The sequence below is a fragment of the Streptomyces tateyamensis genome, assembly GCF_003205575.1.
Taxonomy (GTDB): domain Bacteria; phylum Actinomycetota; class Actinomycetes; order Streptomycetales; family Streptomycetaceae; genus Kitasatospora; species Kitasatospora tateyamensis.
This window is the reverse complement of record NZ_PYBW01000053.1, coordinates 32,297-53,913: the sequence shown is the minus strand read 5'-3', so window position 1 is coordinate 53,913 and position 21,617 is coordinate 32,297. Positions and strand designations below refer to the sequence as shown.

Here is a 21,617-nt window from a genome sequence, read left to right as displayed (position 1 = left end):
GCAGGATCAGCCGAAGATCCAGAAGCTCGCCTTGGCGAAGCCCCAGTCCAGGGTCGCCACCAGGGCGATCATGACGACCACGAAGGTCACCACGACGGTGGTGTAGTTCATCAGCTCGTTGCGGGTCGGCCAGACGACCTTGCGCAGCTCGGCGATGATCTGCCGGTAGTAGAGCCCGATGCGGGAGAAGAGGCCGCGCTTGGCGCGCTTGCCGGACTTGCCGCCCTCGCCACCGGCTTCCCTGTTGGCGCGCTTGCGCTCGCGGCGGGAGAGCGTCTTGTCGCCCTCGTTGGTGCCCTCGGCGGCGCCGTCGACGGGCGTCGCGTCCTCGGGGTTGCCGCTCTCAGGCGTTGCGGTGGAGCCCGTGGTCTCCGTCACTCGTCCTCACCTGAATCCGGTCGCATGGTTGGCTGGGGCCCGCTCCGCATCAAGCCCGCTCGCTCTGGCGAGCGAACGGGCTGGACGTGGAACAAGGAGCAGGGCACGAGGGACTTGAACCCCCAACCGCCGGTTTTGGAGACCGGTGCTCTACCAATTGAGCTAGTGCCCTACGGCGCCTCACGGTGCCGACTGCGCCCCTTAACCTACCCCATCCGACCAGGTGTGTGTGGCACACCCGGAGGTCGTCAGCGGTGGCGGCCGGGCCGTCGATCAGTGAGTGTACGGGTTCGGCGGCGTTTGGTCGAACCTCTTACGGCGAACCCCCCGATCGGGAAAGCCGCAGGCAGGTGCCGGGCCGGTTCTGCGACCATGCAGCTATGAGCGCTTCCACCCCCGCCCCCTCTCCCTCCGACCGGCGGGTCTCCGCCCGGATCGGCGCCATCGCGGAGTCCGCCACGCTGGCGGTCGACGCCAAGGCCAAGGCCCTCAAGGCGGCCGGTCGCCCGGTGATCGGCTTCGGCGCCGGCGAGCCGGACTTCCCGACCCCCGACTACATCGTCGAGGCGGCCGTCGAGGCCTGCCGGGACCCGAAGAACCACCGGTACACCCCGGCCGGCGGCCTGCCCGAGCTCAAGGCGGCCATCGCTGCGAAGACCTTCCGGGACTCCGGCTACCAGGTCGACGCCTCCCAGGTGCTGGTGACCAACGGCGGCAAGCAGGCGATCTACGAGGCCTTCGCCGCGATCCTGGACCCGGGCGACGAGGTCATCGTGCCGGCCCCCTACTGGACCACCTACCCGGAGTCGATCCGGCTGGCCGGCGGCGTCCCGGTCGAGGTGGTGGCGGACGAGACCACCGACTACAAGGTCTCGGTGGCCCAACTGGAGGCCGCCCGCACCGCGCGCACCAAGGTGGTGCTCTTCGTCTCGCCGTCCAACCCGACCGGCTCGGTCTACACCGAGGCCGAGGCGGAGGCGATCGGCCGCTGGGCGCTGGAGCACGGCCTGTGGGTGCTGACCGACGAGATCTACCAGCACCTGGTGTACGGGGACGCGAGCTTCACCTCGCTGCCGGCCCTGCTGCCGGAGCTGGCGGACCGGTGCATCGTGGTCAACGGAGTGGCCAAGACCTACGCGATGACCGGCTGGCGGGTGGGCTGGCTGATCGGCCCCAAGGACGTGGTGGCGGCCGCCACCAACCTGCAGTCGCACGCCACCTCGAACGTGAGCAACGTGGCGCAGCAGGCCGCGCTGGCCGCGGTCAGCGGGGACCTGGCCGCGGTGGACGAGATGAAGGTCGCCTTCGACCGCCGCCGGCGCACCATCGTGCGGATGCTGAACGAGATCGACGGCGTCCTCTGCCCCGAGCCGCTGGGCGCCTTCTACGTCTACCCGTCGGTCAAGGGGCTGCTGGGCAAGGAGATCCGCGGCCGCCGGCCGCAGAGCTCGGCCGAGCTGGCCGCGCTGATCCTGGACGAGGCGGAGGTCGCGGTGGTGCCGGGCGAGGCCTTCGGCACCCCCGGCTACCTGCGGCTGTCCTACGCGCTGGGCGACGCGGACCTGGCCGAGGGCGTGGCCCGGATGCAGAAGCTGCTCGCCGAGGCGCAGGACTGATCCACCGTCAGCCCCGGAGCCGCCCTGTTCACCCCATCGGGGGACCTGAACAGGGCGGTTCCCCTTTTGACGGGCTTTGCGGCAGGATTCGTGGATGGAACAGCGAGACCTGCGGGCGCTGCCGAAGGCCCATCTGCACCTGCACTTCACCGGTTCGATGCGCCCGGGCACGCTGCTCGAGCTGGCGGCCAAGCACCGGGTCCGGCTGCCCGAGGCGCTGAGCTCCGGCACCCCTCCGAGGCTGCACGCCACCGACGAGCGCGGCTGGTTCCGGTTCCAGCGGCTGTACGACACCGCCCGCTCGGTGCTGCGGGACGAGCAGGACATCCGCCGGCTGGTCCGCGAGACCGCCGAGGACGAGGTGGCGGACGGTTCGCGCTGGCTGGAGATCCAGGTCGACCCGACCTCCTACGCGCCGCGGCTGGGCGGGCTGATCCCGGCCGTGGAACTGGTGCTGGACGCGGTGCGCGAGGCCTCGGCGGCCACCGGGGTGGGGATCCGGGTGCTGGTGGCGGCGAACCGGATGAAGTCGGAGATGGACGCGCGCGTGCTGGCCCGGCTCGCGGTGCGGTACGCGGACCAGGGGGTGGTCGGCTTCGGGCTGTCCAACGACGAGCGGCGCGGCCTGGCCCGTGACTTCGACCGGGCCTTCGGGATCGCCCGCAAGGGCGGGCTGCTGGCGGCGCCGCACGGCGGCGAGCTGGCCGGGCCCTACTCGGTCCGGGACTGCCTGGACGACCTGGGGGCCGGCCGGATCGGGCACGGGGTGCGCGCGGCCGAGGACCCGAGGCTGATGCAGCGGCTGGCCGACCGGCAGGTCACCTGCGAGGTCTGCCCGGCCTCCAACGTCTCGCTGGGTGTCTACGAAGGACCGGGGGCGGTGCCGCTGCGCACGCTGTTCGAGGCCGGGGTGCCGATCGCGCTGGGCGCGGACGACCCGCTGCTGTTCGGCTCCCGGCTGGTCGAGCAGTACCGACTGGCCCGCGAGGTGCACGGGTTCACCGATCCGGAGCTGGCCGAGCTGGCCCGGCAGTCGGTGCGCGGCTCGCGGGCGCCGGAGGGGGTGCGCAAGGAACTGCTCGGGGAGATCGATGCCTGGCTCGCCGGGCCGATCGCATGACAGTCTGACCGGCTATGAGCAGACGACTCCTCAGCACTCGGCACACCACCCACCACATCACGCACCATGTGATCCACCATCACGGCTGGTACTCCAGCCGCCCGGTGGGCGGTCCGGCGCCGATGTGGCTGCTGCTCGTGCTGCTGCTGGTGGTGGTTCTGGTCGCGGTGCTGGTGGTCAGAGCTCGACGCCGATGAAGACCGGCTCGTTGACCAGCTCCACGCCGAACACCCGGTGCACGCCCGCGCGGATCTCCCGGGCCAGCGCCAGCAGGTCGGCGGTGCTGGCCGAGCCGCGGTTGGTCAGCGCCAGGGTGTGCTTGGTGGACAGCGTGGCCGGACCGCTGCCGTAGCCCTTCTTGAAGCCGGCGTTGTCGATCAGCCAGGCCGCCGAGGTCTTGGTGGTGCCGTCGGGGGCCGGGAAGGCGGGAGCGGTCAGCCCGCCGAGCCGGGACCGGAAGGCCTGGTACTGCTCGGGGGTGAGGATCGGGTTGGTGAAGAAGGAGCCGGCCGACCAGGTGTCGTGGTCCTGCTCGTCCAGCACCATGCCCTTGTTCGCCCGCAGCTCCAGCACCGTCCGGTGGGCGGTGCGCAGGTCGACCCGGGAGCCGGCCTCGGCGCCCAGGGTGCGGGCCACCTCGGGGTAGCGGATCGGGCTCGATGCGCCGGCCGCGTCCTCCAGGGCGAAGCGGACCCGGAGCACCACGTAGCGGTCCGGCTCGGCCTTGAAGCGGCTGTGCCGGTAGGAGAAGGCGCACTCGGCGTTGGTCAGGGTGACCGTCTCGCCGGCCCGGCGGTCGTAGGCCACCACCTCGGTGATGGTCTGGGCGACCTCCTGGCCGTAGGCGCCGACGTTCTGCACCGGGGTGGCGCCGGCCGAGCCGGGGATGCCGGCCAGGAACTCGAGGCCGGCCAGCCCGTGCTCGTGCACCACCTCGGCCACCGCCGCGGCCCAGGGCTCGCCGGCGGCCAGCTCCAGAGTGGTGCCCCGGACGGTGCGCCCGGTGGTGGCGATCCGCAGCACGGTGCCGTCGAAACCGGCGTCGCCGATCACCAGGTTGCTGCCGCCGCCGATCACCAGCAGCGGCTCGCCGGCCGCGTCGGCGGCGCGCACCGTCTCCAGCACCTCCTGGTCGGTGTGCGCGGTCACCAACCGGCGCGCGGGGCCGCCGAGGCGCAGCGTGGTCAGCGGGGCGAGCGGGGCGTTCTCGGTCACGTGCACCGGACCACGGTATACGGCGGAGGCGGTCTGGCGCGGTAAATGGAGACGTATGCTATCCATATGCGCATCGGAGAGTTGAGCAAGCGGACCGGGGTGCCGGTGCCCACGATCAAGTTCTACCTGCGCGAGGGGTTGCTCCCGCACGGTCGGCTGACCAGCCACAACCAGGCCCAGTACGGCGAGGAGCACCTGCACCGGATCAAGCTGGTGCGCGCGATGACCGAGGTGGGCAAGCTCTCGGTGGCCGCCGCCCGGGAGGTGCTGGAGGCGGTGGACGAGCCGGGCAACGGCGTGCACCAGGTGCTGGGCGTGGCGCAGTCGGCGATCACCCCGCAGGTGGCACCGGAGGACTCCGAGGTCTGGCAGCGGGCCGAGGCGCGGGTGGCCGAGCTGGTGCGCCGGCGCGGCTGGCAGGTGCGGCCCGGGATCCCGGCCGAGCAGGCGCTGGTGCAGCTGGTGGTGACCTTCGACGAGCTGGGCCAGCAGGACCTGCTGACCCTGCTGGACGACTACGCGCAGGCCGCCGAGCAGCTGGCCAAGTCGGAGCTGGCGGCGATCGGCCGCCGGGACGGGGTGGACGCGATGGTGGAGGGCGCGGTGCTGGGCACCGTGCTGGGCGACGCGCTGATCGGTGCGATGCGCCGGCTGGCCCAGTCCGACGCCTCGCACCGGCTCTTCGAGGGCACGCCGGAGTAGCAGCAGGCACCGGAGCAGAACGCAGCGGGCGCGGTGCCGACCCCCGGCACCGCGCCCGCCCGCCTGACGGGGCCTCAGACCCCGGCCAGCACCTCCTCGGGCGCGGCCGGCTCGGCCTGCTCCGGGGCCGGGCGTCCGTTCGGGATGAACAGCGCGCAGATCCCGCCGAAGACCACCACCCCGACACCGACCCAGACCGCCGGGTGCAGCCCGCGCACGAAGTCGGCGGCGCTGTCGGCGCTGCCGTGCGCCAGGAAGACACTGCTGAGCACCGCGATGCCCAGCGCCCCGCCGATCTCGCGCACCGTGGTGTTGGCCCCGGAGGCCTTGCCGCGGTGCTCGGCGCCGACCGCGCCCAGCACCACCGCGGCGGTGGGCGCGATGGCGAAGCCCATCCCGGCGCCGGCCAGCAGCATCGCGCCGACCAGGTGCGAGTAGGGCGTGTTGCTGGTGGCCACCAGGTTGATCCAGGCCAGGCCGGCGGCCTGGAGGAAGAGGCCGAGCGCCATCAGCCGCCCGCCGCCGACCCGGTCGGTGATCGCGCCGGCCACCGGGGCGATGAACATCGGCATCAGGGTCCAGGCCAGGGTCAGCACGCCGGCCTGCAGCGGGGTGCGGACCGGGGCGATCTGCAGGTACTGGGAGAGGAAGAAGATCGAGCCGAACACCCCGAAGTACATCGAGGCGGAGACGATGTTGGTCAGGGTGAAGGCGCGGATCCGGTAGAAACCCAGCGGCAGCAGCGGGTGGGCGACCCGGCGCTCCCAGGCCACGAAGCCGGCCAGCAGCACCGCCCCGGCCGTGAAGGCGCCGACGATCTTGGCCGAGGTCCAGCCGTCGGTGCTGCCGTTGACGATGCCCCAGACCACGGCCAGCAGGCCGGCCGCGGCGAGCAGCATGCCGAGCAGGTCGAGGCCGACCCGCTCGCCCTTGCTCTCCTTGACCACCCGCAGGATCAGCGGGACCGCCACGACGCCGACCGGGACGTTGATCCAGAAGATCCACTGCCAGGCCAGACCGTCCACCACGGCGCCGCCGACCACCGGGCCCAGCGCGATGGCCAGGCCGCTGACCGCGCCCCACAGGCCCAGCGCCAGGCTGCGCTTCTTCTCCGGGACCGCCTGGGAGAGCAGGGTGAGCGAGAGCGGCATCACGGCCGCGGCGCCGAAGCCCTGCACCACCCGGGAGGCGATCAGCTCGCCACTGCTGTGGGACAGGCCGCAGCTGATCGAGGCCAGGGTGAACAGGGTGATGCCGATGACGAAGACCCGCCGGCGGCCGAACCGGTCACCGAGGGCCGCGCCGATCAGCAGCAGGCAGGAGAAACTGAGCACGTAGGCGTTGACGAACCACTGCAGGTCGCGGGTGTTCGCCTTGAGGTCGACGGCCAGGGTGTGCAGTGCGGTGGAGACGACCAGGTTGTCCAGCGCCACCATGAACATCGGCACGCTGCACGCGACGATCGACAGCCACAGCGGCACCTTGCGATCGGACGACGGCATAGCGGTTCCCCTTCAGGGACTTCAGGGACTTCAGGGACTTCAGGACGGCTGAGGGTGCGTGGGGCGCACCGGATGACGGTGCGTCAGTTCGTTCGGTCGGCCCGGTCGGCCCGCCGCTGCTCGGCGAGCCGGCTGCGGGCGTCGGCCCAACTGATCGGCAGTTGGTCGACCGGGACCTCCCAGAAGGCGAAGACCGACTCGCGCGAGGTCTCGCGCAGCGAGGTCATCACCGTCTTGTGCGGCTCGGTGCGGGCGTAGGTGTAGAGCTGCTCGCGGCTCTCCCAGGCGGACAGCGTCCAGAAGGTGCGCTTGAGCGGCTGGGCGATCAGCGAGGCGCCGAGCGCGCCGGGGGCGGTCTTCACCTGCTTCCAGGCCACCAGGGACTGGCGGAAGAAGCGCGGGACGTCCTTGAGCGAGCGGACTTCGAAGGTGGAGGCCATCACCAGCGCGGTGGTGGTCTGCGGGCCGGGTCGGTTCGGGGTGATCCAGGGGAGCGTCGGCATCGGCCGCACCACCTTCTATCGATAGTGGAACCTGACACTATCCATACTACACCGCTGCGCCGATCTCGTGCAGGAGTGTCTGTGCTGCGTCACGTCCGGCCGCGAAGGCCGCCTCGTGCGAGCCGATCTGGTCGTGGTGCAGGCGCTTGGAGTGGAAGTAGGAGCCGCAGAGCTTGATCCGACTGCCCTCGTTGACCTGGTAGATGGTCTGCTGCAGGGTGCGCAGGTCGAGGTCGATCACCGGGTGCTCGTAGCGCAGTTCGCGGATCACCGCGTCCGCGCGCAGCTCGCCCGGGTAGTCCAGGGTGACGAAGTAGTCGGTCGCGGACTCGAAGCCGTGCAGCTTGTTCATGTAGTAGGCGACGTACGGGCGGACCTGCCCGTCGACCGTCACCTTGCCGTAGTTCCAGCTCTCCCAGCGGGAGCGGTCGGCCGGCATGGCGCTCGCATCAGTGTGCAGCACCGCCAGCGAGGCGTTGTAGCGGATATTGGCCAGGGTGCGCCGCTGCACCTCGTTCGGGTCGGTGAGCAGCGCCCGGGCCTGGTCGCCGTGGACCGCGAGCACCACGTGGTCGAAGTGCTCGGTGCCGCTGGTGGTGGTCACCTCCACCCCGTGCTCCTCCTCGCGCACCCCGAGCACCGGCTCGTTCAGCCGCAGCTTGCCGCCGATCGCGGCGATCGCCTTGCGCACGTAGGAGATCGAGCCGCCCTCGACGGTGCGCCAGTCCACCCGCTGCCCGCCGAGGCCGCCCTCGTCGTGGGCCATGAAGAAGGCGATCACGGTGGTGGCCGGCATCTGCCAGATCAGCTCGGCCGGGACCGACCAGACGGCGGTGCACAGCAGGATGACGTACCCGTAGCGGAACTCCTGGCTGTAGCCGCCGCGGTCCAGGTACTCGCCCAGCGGAAGGTCGGTGCGCTTGCGGAAGAAGTCCCGCCGGCCCTCCTCGTGGAACCGCCGGGCCTCGCGCCAGATGGTGCCGAACTCGGCCGGGTAGCGGGTCGTCACCTCCTCCTCGGGCAGGTTCAGCTCCGGGGTGCCGTACTGCAGGCCGCTGTCCAGGTCGAAGAAGTTGAAGCCGCCGGCGTGCTCGACGGTGCCCACCCCGAGCTCGTCCAGGAAGGCGCCGAACTCCGGGTAGCTGGGGCGGTTCATCACCACGAAGGCGGTGTCGATGCCGAGGGTGCGGCCGGCGTCCTCGACCTCGATGGTGTTGGCGTGGCCGCCGACCCGGTCGTCCTGCTCGAACAGGGTGATCTCGGCGTGCCGGCGCAGGCGGTAGGCGGCGGACAGGCCGGCCACGCCGGCACCGATCACCGCGATGCGGGGCTGGTTGGACATCTGTTGCTCCTCAGGTGAGTACGGTCTGCTGCAGCCGCCCGCCGGTGCCGTCCTGGACGGCGGTGGCGAGCACGAACCCCGGGGCGGGGTAGTGAAGTTCGAACTGCCAGCCGGGCGCGCCGGGGGGCGTGTCCGGGTCGTGCAGCTGGATCGGGGTGCGGTGCGGGGTGGAGAAGGCGAACTCAGCCAGACCCCGGCGCAGGCCGGTGCCCAGCGCCTTGAGGTAGGCCTCCTTCAGCACCCAGAGCGCGGCCAGCGTGCGGGCCGGCCCGGCTCCGGGGCCGGTCAGCAGCGCCCGCTCGGACTCGGCCAGGAAGCGCGGCAGGTAGCGCACCGCGTCCGGGCCGGCCGGGGTGGCCTCCACGTCCACCCCGCAGGCTGCCTGCTCGGTCACCAGGCAGGCGATCAGCCCGTCGGTGTGCGACAGGTTGAACCGCAACCCGTCGGCGGGGCCCAGCGGTTCGGGCCGGCCGTCCGGACCGTGGCCGAACCGCCACTCCCCCAGCGGGCGCCCGCAGCGCGCACTGAGCGCGTACCGGGAGAGCACCCGGGCGCCCAGGTAGCGGCGCCGGGCGCCCGGGGTGCGGCGGCGCGCCAGCAGCTCGCGCTCGGCCTCGGTGAGCAGCGCGGTGCCGCCGTGCCGGGCGGCGAAGCCGTCCACCGCCGACTCGGGCAGCAGCCACAGGTGGCCCTCGCTCATCGGTCCTCCCGCAGCACCCACAGCCCCACCAGCTGCATCACCCAGCTGGTCAGGTCGCCGCGCAGCCGGTCCCGGCAGGCGGCGCAGACACCCAGGTCGGCGTCGACCTGGTCGGTGGCCGCCGAGCAGCGCGGGCAGACGACCGCCGCCGCGGCCGTGGCGGCCGCCATCAGGAGGCCCGGGCCAGTTGGAACCGGCCGTACGAGAAGAGCCGCCCCTCCTGGTGCAGTTGGCGCAGCGCCGCCATCACCTCGTCCACCACCGCGGAGTCGGTGACCGTCTCGTGCGGGTACCACTGCCGGCGCAGCCGCTCCAGCTGGAGCAGCAGCAGCGCGCCGCTGGGGAAGGGCTCGCCGAGCGAGGCGTGCAGGTGCGCGTGCAGGCAGGCGGCCACCGCGTGCAGCAGGCAGTACTCCTTGGCCAGGTCGAAGAGTTCGGCGCTCTGCCCGTAGGCCCGGCCGAGGTCGGCCTTGAGCGCCCGGCAGCGCTCGCGCAGCGGGCCGGCCCGCTCCAGCAGCTCCTCGGCCAGCTCGGCCGCCTGCAGCAGCCGGCGGTGCTCGGCCGGCTCCTGCCGCGCGGCCCGGCGGCGCAGCTCGTCCACCGCGGCCGGTGCGGCCAGCAGCGCGTCGTCCCGACCGCGGCTGAACAGCTCCTGGTCCCACGGGCGGTACATCGGCAGCGGCTGCTCCGGGCCGTACAGCACCGGGGCCCGGCGCTCGGCCGCGGCCACCGCCGCCGCGTCCTGGACCGGCCCGGCCGCCGACTCCAGCAGGCCCTCCAGCTGCAGGGCCAGGTTCTTCAGGTTGACCACGGTGTTGCCGTCGGCGAAGTTGGCCACCAGCAGGTCGCGCAGCATCTTCTGGTGGATCCCGTAGTGCGGGGTGTCGCGCAGGTAGAACCGGGCCCCCAGCACCACGTTGAGCTGGGACATGGTGCGCTCCAGCAGGGTGGGGACGAAGTACTTCACCACCGAGGACCAGACGCTGGTCTGCTCGGGCAGCAGCTGCAGGCTGCGCACCGCGCCCAGGCTGACCGCGTCGGCCACCATCAGGTCGGCGAAGCTCTCGGTCAACTGCCGCCTGGAATAGGGGATGTCACTGACCAGCTGGCCGAAGATCCGGCGCTGCTCGGTGAAGTCCAGGGTGACCCGCAGCGCGGTGTCCACCGCGGACAGCGCGATCGAGCCGATCAGGGTGCGGGCCACCTGGGAGGTCTTCAGGGCGATCTCCAGCCCCGCGCCCTCGGCGCCGATCAGCGCCGACTCGGGCACGAAGACCCGGTCCAGCCGGACTCCGCTCATGTCCAGGGCGCGCAGCCCGTGCAGCCGCTCGTTGGGCAGTTCCTCGACGGTGCCGGCCGGGCAGCGGCGCTTCTCCAGCAGGAAGATCGAGTAGCCGGCCGGTCCGCCGCCGGCCCTGGTGCGGGCGAACAGCATCAGGCCGTCGGACACCCGGGCATTGCCGATCAGCCACTTCTCACCGGTCAGCAGCCAGCCGCCGGGGACCTTGTCCGCGGTCATCTCGTTGGCCAGCACGTCGCTGCCGTGCTGGCGCTCCGACAGCCCCCAGGCGTACCGGCTGCCCTGGCGCATCGCGTCGGCCAGGTACTGCTTCTGCTCCTCGGTGCCGGCGATCCAGGCGGGCATGAACGCCAGGCTGGTGATGATCAGCGCGGTGGCGGTGGTCGGATCGCGGCGGGCGATCAGCCGCAGCAACTGGTAGCCGGTCGCCACGTCGCCGGCCCGGCCGCCCTGCGCCTCGGGGATGTTGTAGTCGGGCACGCCCCAGCGCTGCAGCAGGTTGACGAAGGTGTACGGGTACTCCTCGCGCTCGTCGGCGGCCAGCACGGCCGCGAACGGCATCCGGCTGGTCGGATCCTGCGGATCCCCGAGGTGGTCCTCCAACTCGGCCGCGAGTTTGGCCAGTTCTTGGTACAGCACAGCCTCTCCTGAGGGTCAGCGGTGGGCGAGCGGGACCGGGGCGGCCGAGAAGAGCCGGTGGTCGGCGCGCAGCGCCAGCACCGTCTCCAGTGCGGCCGGCGCGGTGTCGGCGCAGCGGCGCGGGTCGGCGCCGTCGGCCCGGGCCAGCAGGTAGCCGAGGCAGGCGCCGAGCCAGTCGGGGCTGCCGGGCTTGCCGCCGTGCAGCGGCAGGTGGCGGTTGGCCCACCACAGCCGCAGGCAGGCGGCGGCCGCGTGCAGCCAGGCGAACCGCTCGGCCAGGTCCAGCTGCGCGCAGCCGGTGGTCGGGGTGGTCGGCAGCCCGGCCAGCGCGGTGAGCAGCTGGTCGACGAGGGCCACCACCGCCGGGGCGCCGGCCAGCTCGGCGCGGGCCGCCTCGGCGCTCTCGGCCAGGCCGCCGGTGACCAGCTCCTTGCCGCGCGCCGTCAGGTCGAGCCTGGCCGGGTCGTACGGCGGCAGCTCGGCGTCCAGTGCGAACGCGGTGGCGGCCGCCGCCCGTTCGCCCACCGGCTCTGCCAGGCTGGGCAGTTGACCGGCGAAGGAGCGCAGGTTGGCAAGCGGGCTGGTGTCCACCACGCGGACCAGCTCGGCGTCCCGGCGCAGCTTCTGGAACAGCCCGCCGCCCGGTCCCTCGCCGCGCAGCACGGCCCGGCTGGCCAGGGTGGCCGCGCACCGGGCCAGCACGTCGTCCACCGCCTCGGCCACCACGTGCTTGGCCGCGCAGCCCCAGACGCTGAACTGCTCGGGGACCACGTGGATACCCCGGGCGGCGGCCAGCGCCACCGCGTCGGCGGCCAGCAACGCGGCCGAGGCCAGCGCGAGTTCGCGACGCTGGTACGGGGTGTCCAGCAGCGCGGTGCGGCCCAGCCGGCGCTCGGCGGCGAAGTCCAGGGTGAGCCGCAGCGCGGTGTCGGCCACGCCCAGGCTGCCGGCCGTGCTCATCACCCGAACCACCTGCTGGGCCTTGACCGCCACCTCCAGCGCCTCGCCCTGACGGCCTACCAGATCAGCTGCGGAAACCGGCAGTTGGTCGAAGGCCAGGTGCGCGAAGTCGATCCCGCGCATCCCGCTGGTGCGCACCGGCGCGCCGCGGTCCAGCCCAGTGGTGTCCAGCAGCAGGGCCGAGAAGGCACCCGGACCCCGGTCGCCCGTGCGGGCCACCAGGTAGAGCGCCTCGCACCGCTGCCCGAGGCCGACCATCCACTTGGTGCCGTCCAGCCGGTACCCCGCGCCGTCCGCCACCAGGCGCACCGCGTTGGCCAGCAGGTCGCTGCCGTGCTCAGCCTCGGAGAGCGCGAAGCCCACCGCGCCGCCGCGGCGCAGGACGGCGGCGGCCCGGTCCTGCTGCGCCGCCGAGCCGTGCAGCCGCAGGCAGGTGGCGGCGGTGATGGAGAACATGGTGGCGGGCATCGCGTTGAGGTCGCGCCGGGCCGCGCTGCGCACCAGTTGCAGGCTGCGGTCGAAGGACTCGAAGCCGCCGCCCCAGGCGGGCGGCAGGTAGTCCAGGTGGAACCCGGCCTCGCGCAGCACCGCCGCGTACTCGGCCGGGAACTCCTCCCGCTCGTCCCGCCGGGCGGCCGCCGCGAAGCCGTACGGGTTGGCCGGGTCCCCGGCGTCACCGAGCAGCAGCTCCAGGGCGGCCGCCTTGGCCGTCAGTGCCTCGATCACAGCGCACCGTCCCCCGGCGGGACCGGGCGGTAGTCGCCGGCCGAGGCCGGGATCTGCACGCCCGCGGTGCGCAGCGCGGCCAGCCGGGTGTGGAAGGCGGCCCCGCGCATCAGGTGGTGGGCCACCTCGGCCACTCGGCGGTTGCCCGGCGCCTTGAGGTAACTGGCCGTCACCCAGTCGTTGAAGCTGCCCATCGCCGGGCCGCACCAGATCTGGTAGTCCAGGGTGCGCTCCGGGTCGCCGGTGGTGGACCAGCGCGAACTCATCCCCAGGTACCAGCGGAACACCAGCGCCATCCGGCGCTTGGGGTTGTCCGCCGCCCGGGCCAGCTGCTCCGGGTCGCGCCGCTGGAAGTAGCCCTCGCACTCGCGCCAGACCTCGGCCAGCGGGCGGCGGAACAGCTGCGCCTCCAGCCGGGCCCGGTCCTCGGCCGGGATCTGCTCCAGCGACTCGTGGGCCTGGTAGAGCTCGTAGAGCCGCTTGGCCCGCATCGGGAACAGCGTGCCCTTCTTGAGCACCTGCAGCTCCACGCCCATCTCGAACATGTCGGCGGCCGGCGCCATCTCGCAGTCCGCGATGCCCGCCTCGGCGAGCAGCGACTTGGTCGCCTTGGAGGCGCCCGACTCGACGCAGGACTGGTTGACCGAGCCGGTGACCACGTAGGCGGCGCCCATCGCGAAGGCGGCCGCCAGCGCCACCGGGCTGCCCAGGCCGCCGGCCGCGCCGACCCGGATCGGCACCGGGTAGCGGTGCTCGCGCTGCACCGTGTCGCGCAGCCGCAGGATGCTCGGCAGCAGCGCGGGCAGCGGGCGCCGGTCGGTGTGCCCGCCGGAGTCGGCCTCCACCGTGATGTCCTCGGCCATCGGCACGTGCTTGGCCAGCTCGGCCTGGAGCGGGGAGATCAGCCCCTGCGCCAGCAGGTCGGCGACCAGCGCGGCCGGGGCCGGGCGCATGAACCGCTCGGCGGTCTCGGTGCGGGAGATCTTGGCGATCACCCGGTGCTCGGCCAGCACCCGCCCGTCCGCGCCCTGGCGCAGGCCGGCCAGCCGGTAGCGGACGATGTGCGGGCTGAGCGCCATGAAGGCCGAGGCCTCCACGCAGCGCACCCCGTGCTTGAGGAAGAGCTCGACCGCCTCCCGCTCCAGCCGCTCCTCGCTCGGGCTGTGGATCAGGTTGACCGCGAAGGGCAGGCCCGGGATCTGCGCGGCGAACCGCTCCAGCGCCTTCTCGATGCTCTCCGGCAGCAGCCCGGCCGCCCCGTAGGAGGCCAGGTAGCCCTCCCGGGCCAGTGCGATCACCAGGTCGGCGGAGGCGATCCCGCCGGCCATCGCGCCGGCCATGTACGGCTGGCGCACGCCGTGCGCGTTGCGGAAGGCGGCCGAGCCGAGCCGCTGCGGGGGCAGCGGGGCGGCGGCGGCCAGCAGCGGCAGGCTGCCCGCCGGGGCGCCGGCCCCCGGCAGCGCCTGGCCGCCGGAGACCGCGCCGATGCCCTGCGGGGTGCGCACCACGAAGCAGGGACTGTCCAGATCGGCGAGCACCTGGTAGACCCCGGCCGGGTCGGTGCTCGGATAGCCGGGCCCCTGCCAGTGCAGGGGGGTGGTGGTGGCGGTGGTCATGCCCGGTACTCCTTCGCACGGACCTCGATGGCCACGTCGGTCAGTTCGTAGATCCGCAGGCCCGGCTTCCACAGCTCGGCGTCGGCGATCACCACGATCCGGCCCGCCTCGCGGCGGATCTCCTTGATGTGCGCGTCGAACCGCATCTCGCCGTCCTGACGCAGGATCTGGCCGCGGTACTTCCAGCTGGTCTCGACGTCGCGGGCGAGCGCGAAGTGCGGCTCGGCCAGCCCCTCGGCCAGGCCCTGCTCCAGTACGAACAGCCGCAGCGCCTGCAGCACCGCCTCCACGCCGAGCGAGCCGGGCATCACCGGGTCGCGGTGGAAGTGGCAGTCGAAGTACCACTCGTCGGGGCGCACCGCGCGCCGCCCGTGCAGGTAGCCGCGGCCGTGGTTGCCGCCGTCCGCGACCAGGTCGACCTCGTCCACCAGGTGGAAGTGGCCACCCGGCAGGGCCAGCCGGCCCCCGGTCGGGTCGGTGAACTGGGGCGCCCCGTCGGTCAGTTCGATCCGCTTGGCGAGGGCCTGCGGGTTGCGCTCCAGCCAGGGGGCGACGTACTGCCCGGAGTCCAGGCCGGCCTGGTTGGCCAGCGCGGCCTCGCTGAAGTACCCGAAGAGCGACTCGCCGGTGTAGAACACCTCGCCGTCGGCGGAGAGTTCGTAGCTGAAGTTCTGCAGCACCGCGCCGGAGACCGCACTGGTCATCAGCAGCTTGGAGTGGTGCCGGATGGTCTTGCCGCGCAGGTCGACGTCCTTGACCACGGTGGCCCGGCCGTCCAGGTTGCGGATCGCGTACTGGGTCTGCGGCTGCTTGAGGGTGGCGCCCAGGTAGTAGCCGAGCAGGATGGCGGCCTGCAGCGAGGTCTCCATCAGCACGCAGTTGGGCAGGTGCGGGTCGCTGTTGTGCTGGTAGTACCAGGCGTCGGTCGGCGAGTCGTACTCGGTGACCATCTCCGAGCCGGGGGCCAGGTCGCCGCGGGTGCCGGTGAGCCGCATGATCCGGTCGACGAACTGGAAGTCCCCGTTGGGGATGTACGGCGCCCGGGAGTTCGCGTAGACGTCGAACTCCGGGCCCATCGCGGTGCCCAGGTCGCCCTTGGCCGCGTGCGCCAGGTGCAGCTCGTTGATCATCGCGGGCTCGCCGGACCGGTTGCGCCGGCCCAGGAAGGCCGGGACGCCGCCGAGTTCGGGCCGGTACGGGGTACCGGGCTTCTCCCGGACCTGGATGCCGAAGTTGCGCATCCGGATCACCGGCTTGTCGCCCAGGTAGACCAGCACGTCCGCGACCACGGTGGGCCGCGGCAGCATGGTCAGCTCCATGACCTCCAGCTCGTAGCGGATCTCCCGGTGCTCCGGGGTGATCTGGCCGCGCACCTGCACTTCGGTCTGCAGCCCGATCACGGTCTGGAACCGGGCGTCCGGCAGCACCAGGTGCATGCCCTGGTGCAGCAGGTAGGCCTGCAGCACCTGCACCGCGCCCTCGGCCACCAGGGAGCCCGCCAGCACCGGGTCGTCCGGGAAGTGGCACTCGAAGTACCAGGCGTTCGGGTCGAGCTGCTTGGTCGCGCTGATCGCGCCCAGGCCGCGCGGGCCGCCGGTGCGGTCGATCCGGATCTCGTCGACCATCCGCAGCCGGGCGTCCGGCAGCCGCAGCGCCGGGTTGAGGCCCGGGTCCTGTGCGTGCTCGGGCCCGAACACCTCGCCGGGGCGGCCCTGGGCGAGCAGCTCCAGGTCGGCCGCGGTCAGCAGGTTCTTCGAGGTGCTCGCCAGCGGCTTGAACCAGCCGCGGGTCAGCGCCGCCCTGGCGGCCCGCTCCTTCTCGGTGGTCACCACGCCCAGCGGGGTGTCCAGCTCGGCCTGGGTGAAGAAGCCGGCGCAGGCGTCCTTCAGCTCCAGGATCAGCTCGCCGTCCGCGTAGCAGAGGTAGCTGAAGAAGAAGAGCGTGGTGGCGCCCTGGGTGACGAAGCGGTTGATCGAGATGTCGTAGCGCAGCGTCTGCCCGGCCTGCGGCAGGTCGCCGTGGAAGACCAGGGTGGAGTCCAGCAGCCGGTAGACCCGCTCGCCCTGGTTGCGGAAGTCGATGCCCAGGTAGCTGATCAGCAGCAGGTCGCACTGGCCCGCCTCGATCGCCACGGCCGGCGGCACCCCGCCGTCCACCGTGTACCAGGCGTCCTCGGGCACGTCGTACTCGGTGCGGATGAACGAGGGCTGGTAGACGCCGGTCTGCGCCTCGAGTCCGGTCACCCGGGTGACGAAGTGGTAGGGCGGGGCGGGCAGCCGCACCCGCTTGGCGTAGCCGTCGATCTCGGCGAAGCCGGGGCCGAAGACCTTGGCCAGCGAGCCGGTGGCGAACTCCAGCAGGTCGGCCTGGTCCCAGACCACCCCGGGAGTGCGCGGGGCGGCGGTCAGCGCGAGCGGCTCGGGAGCGGGCTCGGCCGTGAGGGCGAGCGGCTCGGGAGCGGGCTCGGGCAGCGCCGGGAGCGCGTGGGCACCGGCGGGCCGGGCCTCGCGCAGCAGCGCCTCGGTACGGGCCAGGGTGCTCTCCTGGAGCACCCGCTGGGTCTCCATCACCACGGAGTGGGTGCTCATCAGTTGCTCGCGCAGCTCGCGCACCAGGTCCTGGGCGCTGACCGGCCTGCTGGGAGCGGGGGTTGACGGGGCAACGGGCGCCGCCGGTGCTGACGGCCGCTCGGCTGACGGTGCGGCAGCCGGCTGCGGGTCGGCCCAGGGCAGGAAGGAGATCGGTTCACCGTCGAAGGCGAGCGCCTCCGGGTCGGCGAGGGTGGGGTCGGCAGGCATCGGGGCGGGCTCCTCCAGCGAGAGGTGAGCGGCCGGCGTGGGGCGGTCGGGCGGCACGGGCGGGCCGCCGGCGCCCACCAGGACGGGGACGGCGGCCACCGGGACGGGGACAGGGGGGACGGGAGCGGCGGCCACGGGGGCCGGCTGCGGGAGGACGGCCGGGGTGCGGGCCGCCAGCACCGCGCCGGCGGTGGCCGCGACCTGGGCGGGGATGGAGGCGCCGCCGCCGACCGGGACCAGCAGCCGGTTCGCCCGGACCGCCGTGGCGGCGGGCTCGGCGCCGAGCAGCCCGGTCAGGTCCAGCGGCACGCCGTGCGCCACCAGCCGGGCGACCAGCTGCGCCACGGCCCGCACGGCGGGCACGCCGCGCCGGTCCACCGAGACCGCCACGTGCTCGGCCGTGCCGAGGGTCTCGTGCACCCAGCGGGTGCAGGTGGCGCTCGGGCCGACCTCGATGAAGTAGCGGTAGCCGCGCCGGTGGGCGGTCCGCACCAGTTCCGGGAAGTCGATGGTGCTGCGCAGCGTGTGCGCGATCCGCTCGGCCAGCTCCTGCTGCTCGTACCTGGTGATCGGGCCGTAGTCGTAGGCGCTGAGCAGTTCCAACTCGCCGGTGCTGCCCACGGGGTGGCTGTTCAGCTCGGCCAGCCCGGCCAGCTCGCCGTCCACCACCGGGGCGTGCATCACCCCGTTGACCGGCGAGCGGGCCGCCGGGCAGCCCAGCTCCTCGATCAGCAGGCGGCACTGGGCCGGATCGCCGGCCACCACCACCTCACCGGGCGTGTTGACGTGGGTGAGGAAGACCCGCGGGTAGCCGGCCAGCGCCGCCCGCACCCGGTCCGCCTCGGCCAGCAGCACGAAGCCGCCCCAGACCTTGGCGTCCGGCAGCTGCTCGGGCAGCTGCCACAGCTCGCGCACCGTGTCACGGCGCCCGTTCAGCCGGTGCTTGAACAGCGGAGTGGCGCTGATCCGGTCGTCCCGGCGGGCCCCGCGCTGCCAGCCGCCGGTGGCGAACAGCATGCTGCTCTCCCCCAGGCTGTAGCCGAACGCGCCGTGCACCCGGATGCCGAGCAGCTCGCGCACCAGGTCGGTGTGCAGGATCGCGAAGGTGGTGCCGGTGGCCAGCATGAACGGCAGGTCCTCGGCCAGCTCGGCCTCCAGCGCCATCAGCTCGCGCCGGTCCGGCGTGGTCTGCCGGCGCGGGTGCAGCCGGGCGGTGCGGAAGGTGCGGTCGGGGTCCGCCGCCTCCGCCTCGAACCGCTCCAGCAGGCCGGGGAAGGCCCGGAACAGGTCCCGGCCCAGGCCCGGGTAGGAGTTGACCGCGCCCGGGAAGACCAGGGCGACCTTGCCGTCGGGGCCGATCGGGCAGGCGGCGTGGTAGCTGCCCGCCGGGGTGGCCCAGTCCTCGCCCTTGGCCAGCGCGCCGGGCAGGTCCCGGGCGGCCAGCTCCAGCTGCTTGCCGAGCTCGGCCGCGTCCCGGCCGACCAGCACCACCCGGGCACCGCCCGGGGTCAGCGCGGCGGCGGCCCGGCGGGCCAGCGCGTACGGGTCGGCGCCTGCGGCGAGTTCGGCCCGGTGCGCCTCGACCACGGCCGGCAGGCCGGCCGACTGCGGAGCACCGAGCGCCAGCAGCACCGGGCCGCCGGCCCGCTGCCAGGCCCGCTCCTGCTCCGCCCCGCTGGTCCGCGCGGCGGAGAGCACCAGGTGGCCGTGCGCCCCGCCGGTGCCCAGGAAGGAGACGGCGGCGTGCCGCCGGCCGTCGCGGTCCGCGCGCAGCCAGGGGTGGGAGCTGTCCGGCAGGTAGCCGCCGGTCCGGGCGAAGGCCTCGGCCAGCTCCGGGGCGGGGCGCTGCCAGCCGGGCGTGCCGGGCAGGTAGCCGTGGTGCAGGCAGAAGACGGCGCGCAGCAGGCCCGCCATCGCCGCCGCGCCCTGCGTGTCGCCCAGCTGCGCCTTGGCACTGCCGAGCGCGAACTCGGCGCGGCCGGCCGGGTAGACCTCGGCCAGGGCGGCCAGCTCGGCGCCGTCCGTGGCCTCGGTGCCGCCCGCGTGGGCCTCCAGGTAGCCGATCTGGTCGGCCGTCACCCCGGCGTCGGCGAGCGCCTGCTGGGCGGCGGCGGCCAGCGCGGCGGCGTCCGCCTCGGGCAGCTCGCCGGCCACCGGCACGGCGTGGCGCACCGCGACGGCGTCCAGCCGGGCGTAGGCCGGCCGGTCCGACTCGCCGGGACGGGCCACCACCACCGCGCCCGCACCCTCGCCGATCCGCCAGCCGCGGGTGCCCTCGCCGAAGCTCAGCCCGGCCCCGGCCACCGGCGCGGTGGCCCGCAGCAGCAGGCTCTCCGGGGCGGCGGCCAGGTCCACCGCGCCGACCAGCACCGCCTCCACGGTCGGGTCGAGCAGCAGCAGCCGGGCGGTCTCCAGTGCCTGGGCGGTGCCGGCGCCCTCGGCCGAGAGGGTGAAGGAGGGACCGGTGAAGTTCCACAGCGAGGAGATCCGGCTGGCCATGATGTTGCCGATGTAGCTGAGCACCTCGTTGGCCACGATCGGCTCGTGCACCCCGCGCCGGGCCAGCGCGGCCAGCTCCTCGAACTGATCGTCCGTCAGCTCCAGCCCGGCGGCGGCGAACTGCTCGCGCAGCCGGTCGCCCAGGCCGTACCGGGCCAGGTGCAGGTGGGCGCTCGGCTCGATCTCCATGGCGATCACCACGGCGACCCGGCGCGGCGCGGGGGCCGCGCTGCCGGGGGCGGCCTCGCGCCGGTAGCCGGCGTCGGTCAGCGCCTCGTCGGCGACCTTGGCGATCAGCGCGTGCTGCAGGTTGTGGTTGCGCAGGTCGGCGGGCGGGATCCGGTGCGCGACCGGGTCCAGGCCGACGGCGTCGACGAAGGCGCCCTCGGGCAGCTGGGTCCGGTCCAGGCCGGCCGCGGCCAGCGTGGCCCCGGCCGTCTCCTCCAGGCCGCGCCAGCGGCGCTCGGGCAGCGGGCCGAAGGCGTCCTGGCCGTCGTGCACCGCGCGCTCGTAGGCGGCGGCGCTGGTGAAGGTGCCGAAGTGGGCGCCGAGGCCGACGATGTCCAGGGCCGGGCGGACGACGGGCTCGGCCGGTCCGTCCTGCTCCGCCGCGTGCGGCGAGTCGCTGAGCACCACGTGGGCGTTGGTGCCGCCGAAGCCGAACGCGGAGACCGCGGCCCGGCGTTCGCCGGCCGGCCCGGGCCAGGGCTGCAGCTCGCGCACCAGCGCGTCGCCGGGCAGGCCGGCGATCGGCTTCGACACGCCGACGGTGGGCGGCAGTTGGCCGTGCCGCATGGCCAGGATCACCTTGAGCATGCTGGTCAGCCCGGCGACCGTGAGCAGGTGGCCGAGGTTGCCCTTGACCGAGCCGAGCAGCGGGCCGCCCTCCGGTCCGAAGAACTCCGCCACCGAGGCCGCCTCGGTGGCGTCCCCGATCGGGGTGCCGGTGGCGTGGCACTCCAGGTAGTCGATCTCGGCGGGGTCCACCTCGGCCTGGGCGTAGGCCAGTTCGTAGGCCCGGCGCTGGCCGGCCGCGCTCGGCACCAGCAGGTGGCGGCCGGCGCCGTCGTTGGACAGGCCGATGCCGTCGATCACCGCGTGCACGGTGTCGCCGTCGCGCAGCGCGTCCTCGAGTCGGCGGACCGCGAACATGCCGGCGCCCTGGCCGGTCAGGATGCCGCCGGAGGCCGCGTCGAAGGGCTGGCTGAACCCGTCCTGCGGGTAGGCGTGCAGGTCGGAGAAGGAGAGGTGGATCAGGGTCGGGTCGGGGGCGCAGACGCCGCCGGCCAGCATCAGGTCGGCCTGGCCGGTGGCCAGGTGGTCGCATGCCAGCTTGAGCGCGTACAGCGCCGAGGAGCAGGCCGCGTCCAGCGCGTACCGCGGACCGCCCAGGCCCAGCGCGGCGGCCGCGATCCGGGCCGGGGCACCGCTGACCCGGGCGTCGTCCGGGTCGGCCGGGCCCGACAGCGGGCCGGCCGGCAGCTCGGCCCCGGCCCGGCGCAGGCCCTCGCGCACCGCCTCGTCCACCAGCGGCAGGCTGATCCGGGCCGAACCCGGGGTCGGGAAGGAGTAGTTGCCGAGCACCAGGCCGGTGCGGGCGAGCAGTTCGGGGCGCTCGGCGTGGCCGCCCTCGCGCAGCGCCTCGCGGGCCACGTGCAGCGACCACTGGAAGACCGGGTCCAGCCCGGCCAGCTTCTCGGCGGCCAGCAGGTAGCCGGCCGGGTCGAAGGCGAAGTCGCGGACGAACCCGCCCCTGGTGCAGTAGATCCGGTGCTGCGGGTCCGCGTGCCGGGCGGCGGGGCCGAAGACCTCGCGGCCGCCCTCGGTACGGCTGTCGGTGCCGCTGCTGAGGTTCTGCCAGAACGCGTCCGGACCGGCGGCGCCCGGGAAGAGGCAGGCCAGGCCGACGATGGCGTACTTGGTCATGGACGTTCGAAATCCCTCCGGGGTTCGGCCGGTCCGGCCCACCGCGCGGGCGGGCCGGACCGATCGATACGGGGC

15 protein-coding genes and 1 tRNA gene are annotated in these 21,617 nt (G+C 73.7%); 4 read left to right on the top strand and 12 right to left on the bottom strand.

All coding sequences use genetic code 11. The annotated features are described in order from the left end of the window. Positions 1-6: 6 nt before the first annotated feature. Together secE and C7C46_RS16860 are read right to left on the bottom strand one after the other, a co-directional pair. Entirely contained in the window at positions 7-378 is a 372-nt protein-coding gene (gene secE, locus C7C46_RS16865) for a preprotein translocase subunit SecE (RefSeq protein ID WP_110670485.1), read from the bottom strand. A 99-nt stretch (positions 379-477) separates the two neighbouring features. Beyond that, a tRNA-Trp gene (locus tag C7C46_RS16860) sits at positions 478-550 on the bottom strand. Between the two features lie 208 nt (positions 551-758). Here C7C46_RS16860 and C7C46_RS16855 point away from each other — a divergent pair. The 3 genes from C7C46_RS16855 to C7C46_RS16845 all read left to right on the top strand — a co-directional run bounded on the left by C7C46_RS16855 (position 759) and on the right by C7C46_RS16845 (position 3,311). Further along, positions 759-1,994 (top strand): pyridoxal phosphate-dependent aminotransferase, encoded by a 1,236-nt coding sequence (locus C7C46_RS16855; RefSeq protein WP_110670483.1) that lies wholly within the window; start codon positions 759-761, stop codon positions 1,992-1,994. Between the two features lie 94 nt (positions 1,995-2,088). Further along, a complete protein-coding gene (locus tag C7C46_RS16850; RefSeq protein WP_110670481.1) occupies positions 2,089-3,114 on the top strand; it encodes an adenosine deaminase in 1,026 nt (341 codons plus the stop codon). 14 nt (positions 3,115-3,128) lie between these two features. Continuing rightward, on the top strand, positions 3,129-3,311 hold the full coding sequence (locus C7C46_RS16845; protein ID WP_110670479.1) for a hypothetical protein: 183 nt from the start codon (positions 3,129-3,131) through the stop codon (positions 3,309-3,311). Here the strand turns inward: C7C46_RS16845 and C7C46_RS16840 are convergent. Continuing rightward, complete coding sequence (locus C7C46_RS16840) at positions 3,292-4,395, bottom strand: UDP-N-acetylmuramate dehydrogenase (RefSeq protein WP_110670477.1); 1,104 nt, start codon at positions 4,393-4,395, stop codon at positions 3,292-3,294. The genes C7C46_RS16845 and C7C46_RS16840 overlap by 20 nt on opposite strands. On the opposite strand from C7C46_RS16840, the gene C7C46_RS16835 reads away from it, so the two are divergent. After that, a complete protein-coding gene (locus C7C46_RS16835; protein ID WP_110670475.1) occupies positions 4,396-5,031 on the top strand; it encodes a MerR family transcriptional regulator in 636 nt (211 codons plus the stop codon). It abuts the gene before it with no gap. Between the two features lie 74 nt (positions 5,032-5,105). Here the strand turns inward: C7C46_RS16835 and C7C46_RS16830 are convergent, their stop codons facing one another. The 9 genes from C7C46_RS16830 to C7C46_RS16795 all read right to left on the bottom strand — a co-directional run bounded on the left by C7C46_RS16830 (position 5,106) and on the right by C7C46_RS16795 (position 21,542). Next, a complete protein-coding gene (locus C7C46_RS16830; RefSeq protein WP_110670473.1) occupies positions 5,106-6,533 on the bottom strand; it encodes an MFS transporter in 1,428 nt (475 codons plus the stop codon). An 83-nt stretch (positions 6,534-6,616) separates the two neighbouring features. Next, on the bottom strand, positions 6,617-7,036 hold the full coding sequence (locus C7C46_RS16825; RefSeq protein ID WP_110670471.1) for a DUF3291 domain-containing protein: 420 nt from the start codon (positions 7,034-7,036) through the stop codon (positions 6,617-6,619). Positions 7,037-7,082: 46 nt separating this feature from the next. After that, complete coding sequence (locus tag C7C46_RS16820; RefSeq protein ID WP_110670469.1) at positions 7,083-8,378, bottom strand: NAD(P)/FAD-dependent oxidoreductase; 1,296 nt, start codon at positions 8,376-8,378, stop codon at positions 7,083-7,085. A gap of 10 nt (positions 8,379-8,388) precedes the next feature. Continuing rightward, the gene (locus tag C7C46_RS16815) at positions 8,389-9,078 is read right to left on the bottom strand and encodes a 4'-phosphopantetheinyl transferase family protein (RefSeq protein ID WP_110670468.1); all 690 of its coding nucleotides are present in this window, start codon (positions 9,076-9,078) and stop codon (positions 8,389-8,391) included. Next, entirely contained in the window at positions 9,075-9,248 is a 174-nt protein-coding gene (locus C7C46_RS35060; protein ID WP_181442392.1) for a hypothetical protein, read from the bottom strand. The genes C7C46_RS16815 and C7C46_RS35060 overlap by 4 nt, the downstream gene beginning before the upstream one ends. Then, complete coding sequence (locus tag C7C46_RS16810) at positions 9,248-11,017, bottom strand: acyl-CoA dehydrogenase family protein (RefSeq protein ID WP_220040639.1); 1,770 nt, start codon at positions 11,015-11,017, stop codon at positions 9,248-9,250. The genes C7C46_RS35060 and C7C46_RS16810 overlap by 1 nt, the downstream gene beginning before the upstream one ends. Positions 11,018-11,032: 15 nt before the next feature. Next, positions 11,033-12,703 (bottom strand): acyl-CoA dehydrogenase family protein, encoded by a 1,671-nt coding sequence (locus C7C46_RS16805; protein ID WP_110670466.1) that lies wholly within the window; start codon positions 12,701-12,703, stop codon positions 11,033-11,035. After that, positions 12,700-14,319, bottom strand: coding sequence for a PfaD family polyunsaturated fatty acid/polyketide biosynthesis protein (locus tag C7C46_RS16800; protein ID WP_110670464.1), 1,620 nt, complete (start codon positions 14,317-14,319; stop codon positions 12,700-12,702). Before C7C46_RS16800 ends, C7C46_RS16805 begins: the two co-directional genes overlap by 4 nt. After that, positions 14,316-21,542: a beta-ketoacyl synthase N-terminal-like domain-containing protein gene (locus tag C7C46_RS16795; protein WP_110670462.1), complete on the bottom strand. Its 7,227-nt coding sequence runs from the start codon at positions 21,540-21,542 to the stop codon at positions 14,316-14,318. Before C7C46_RS16795 ends, C7C46_RS16800 begins: the two co-directional genes overlap by 4 nt. Between the last annotated feature and the right edge of the window lie 75 nt (positions 21,543-21,617).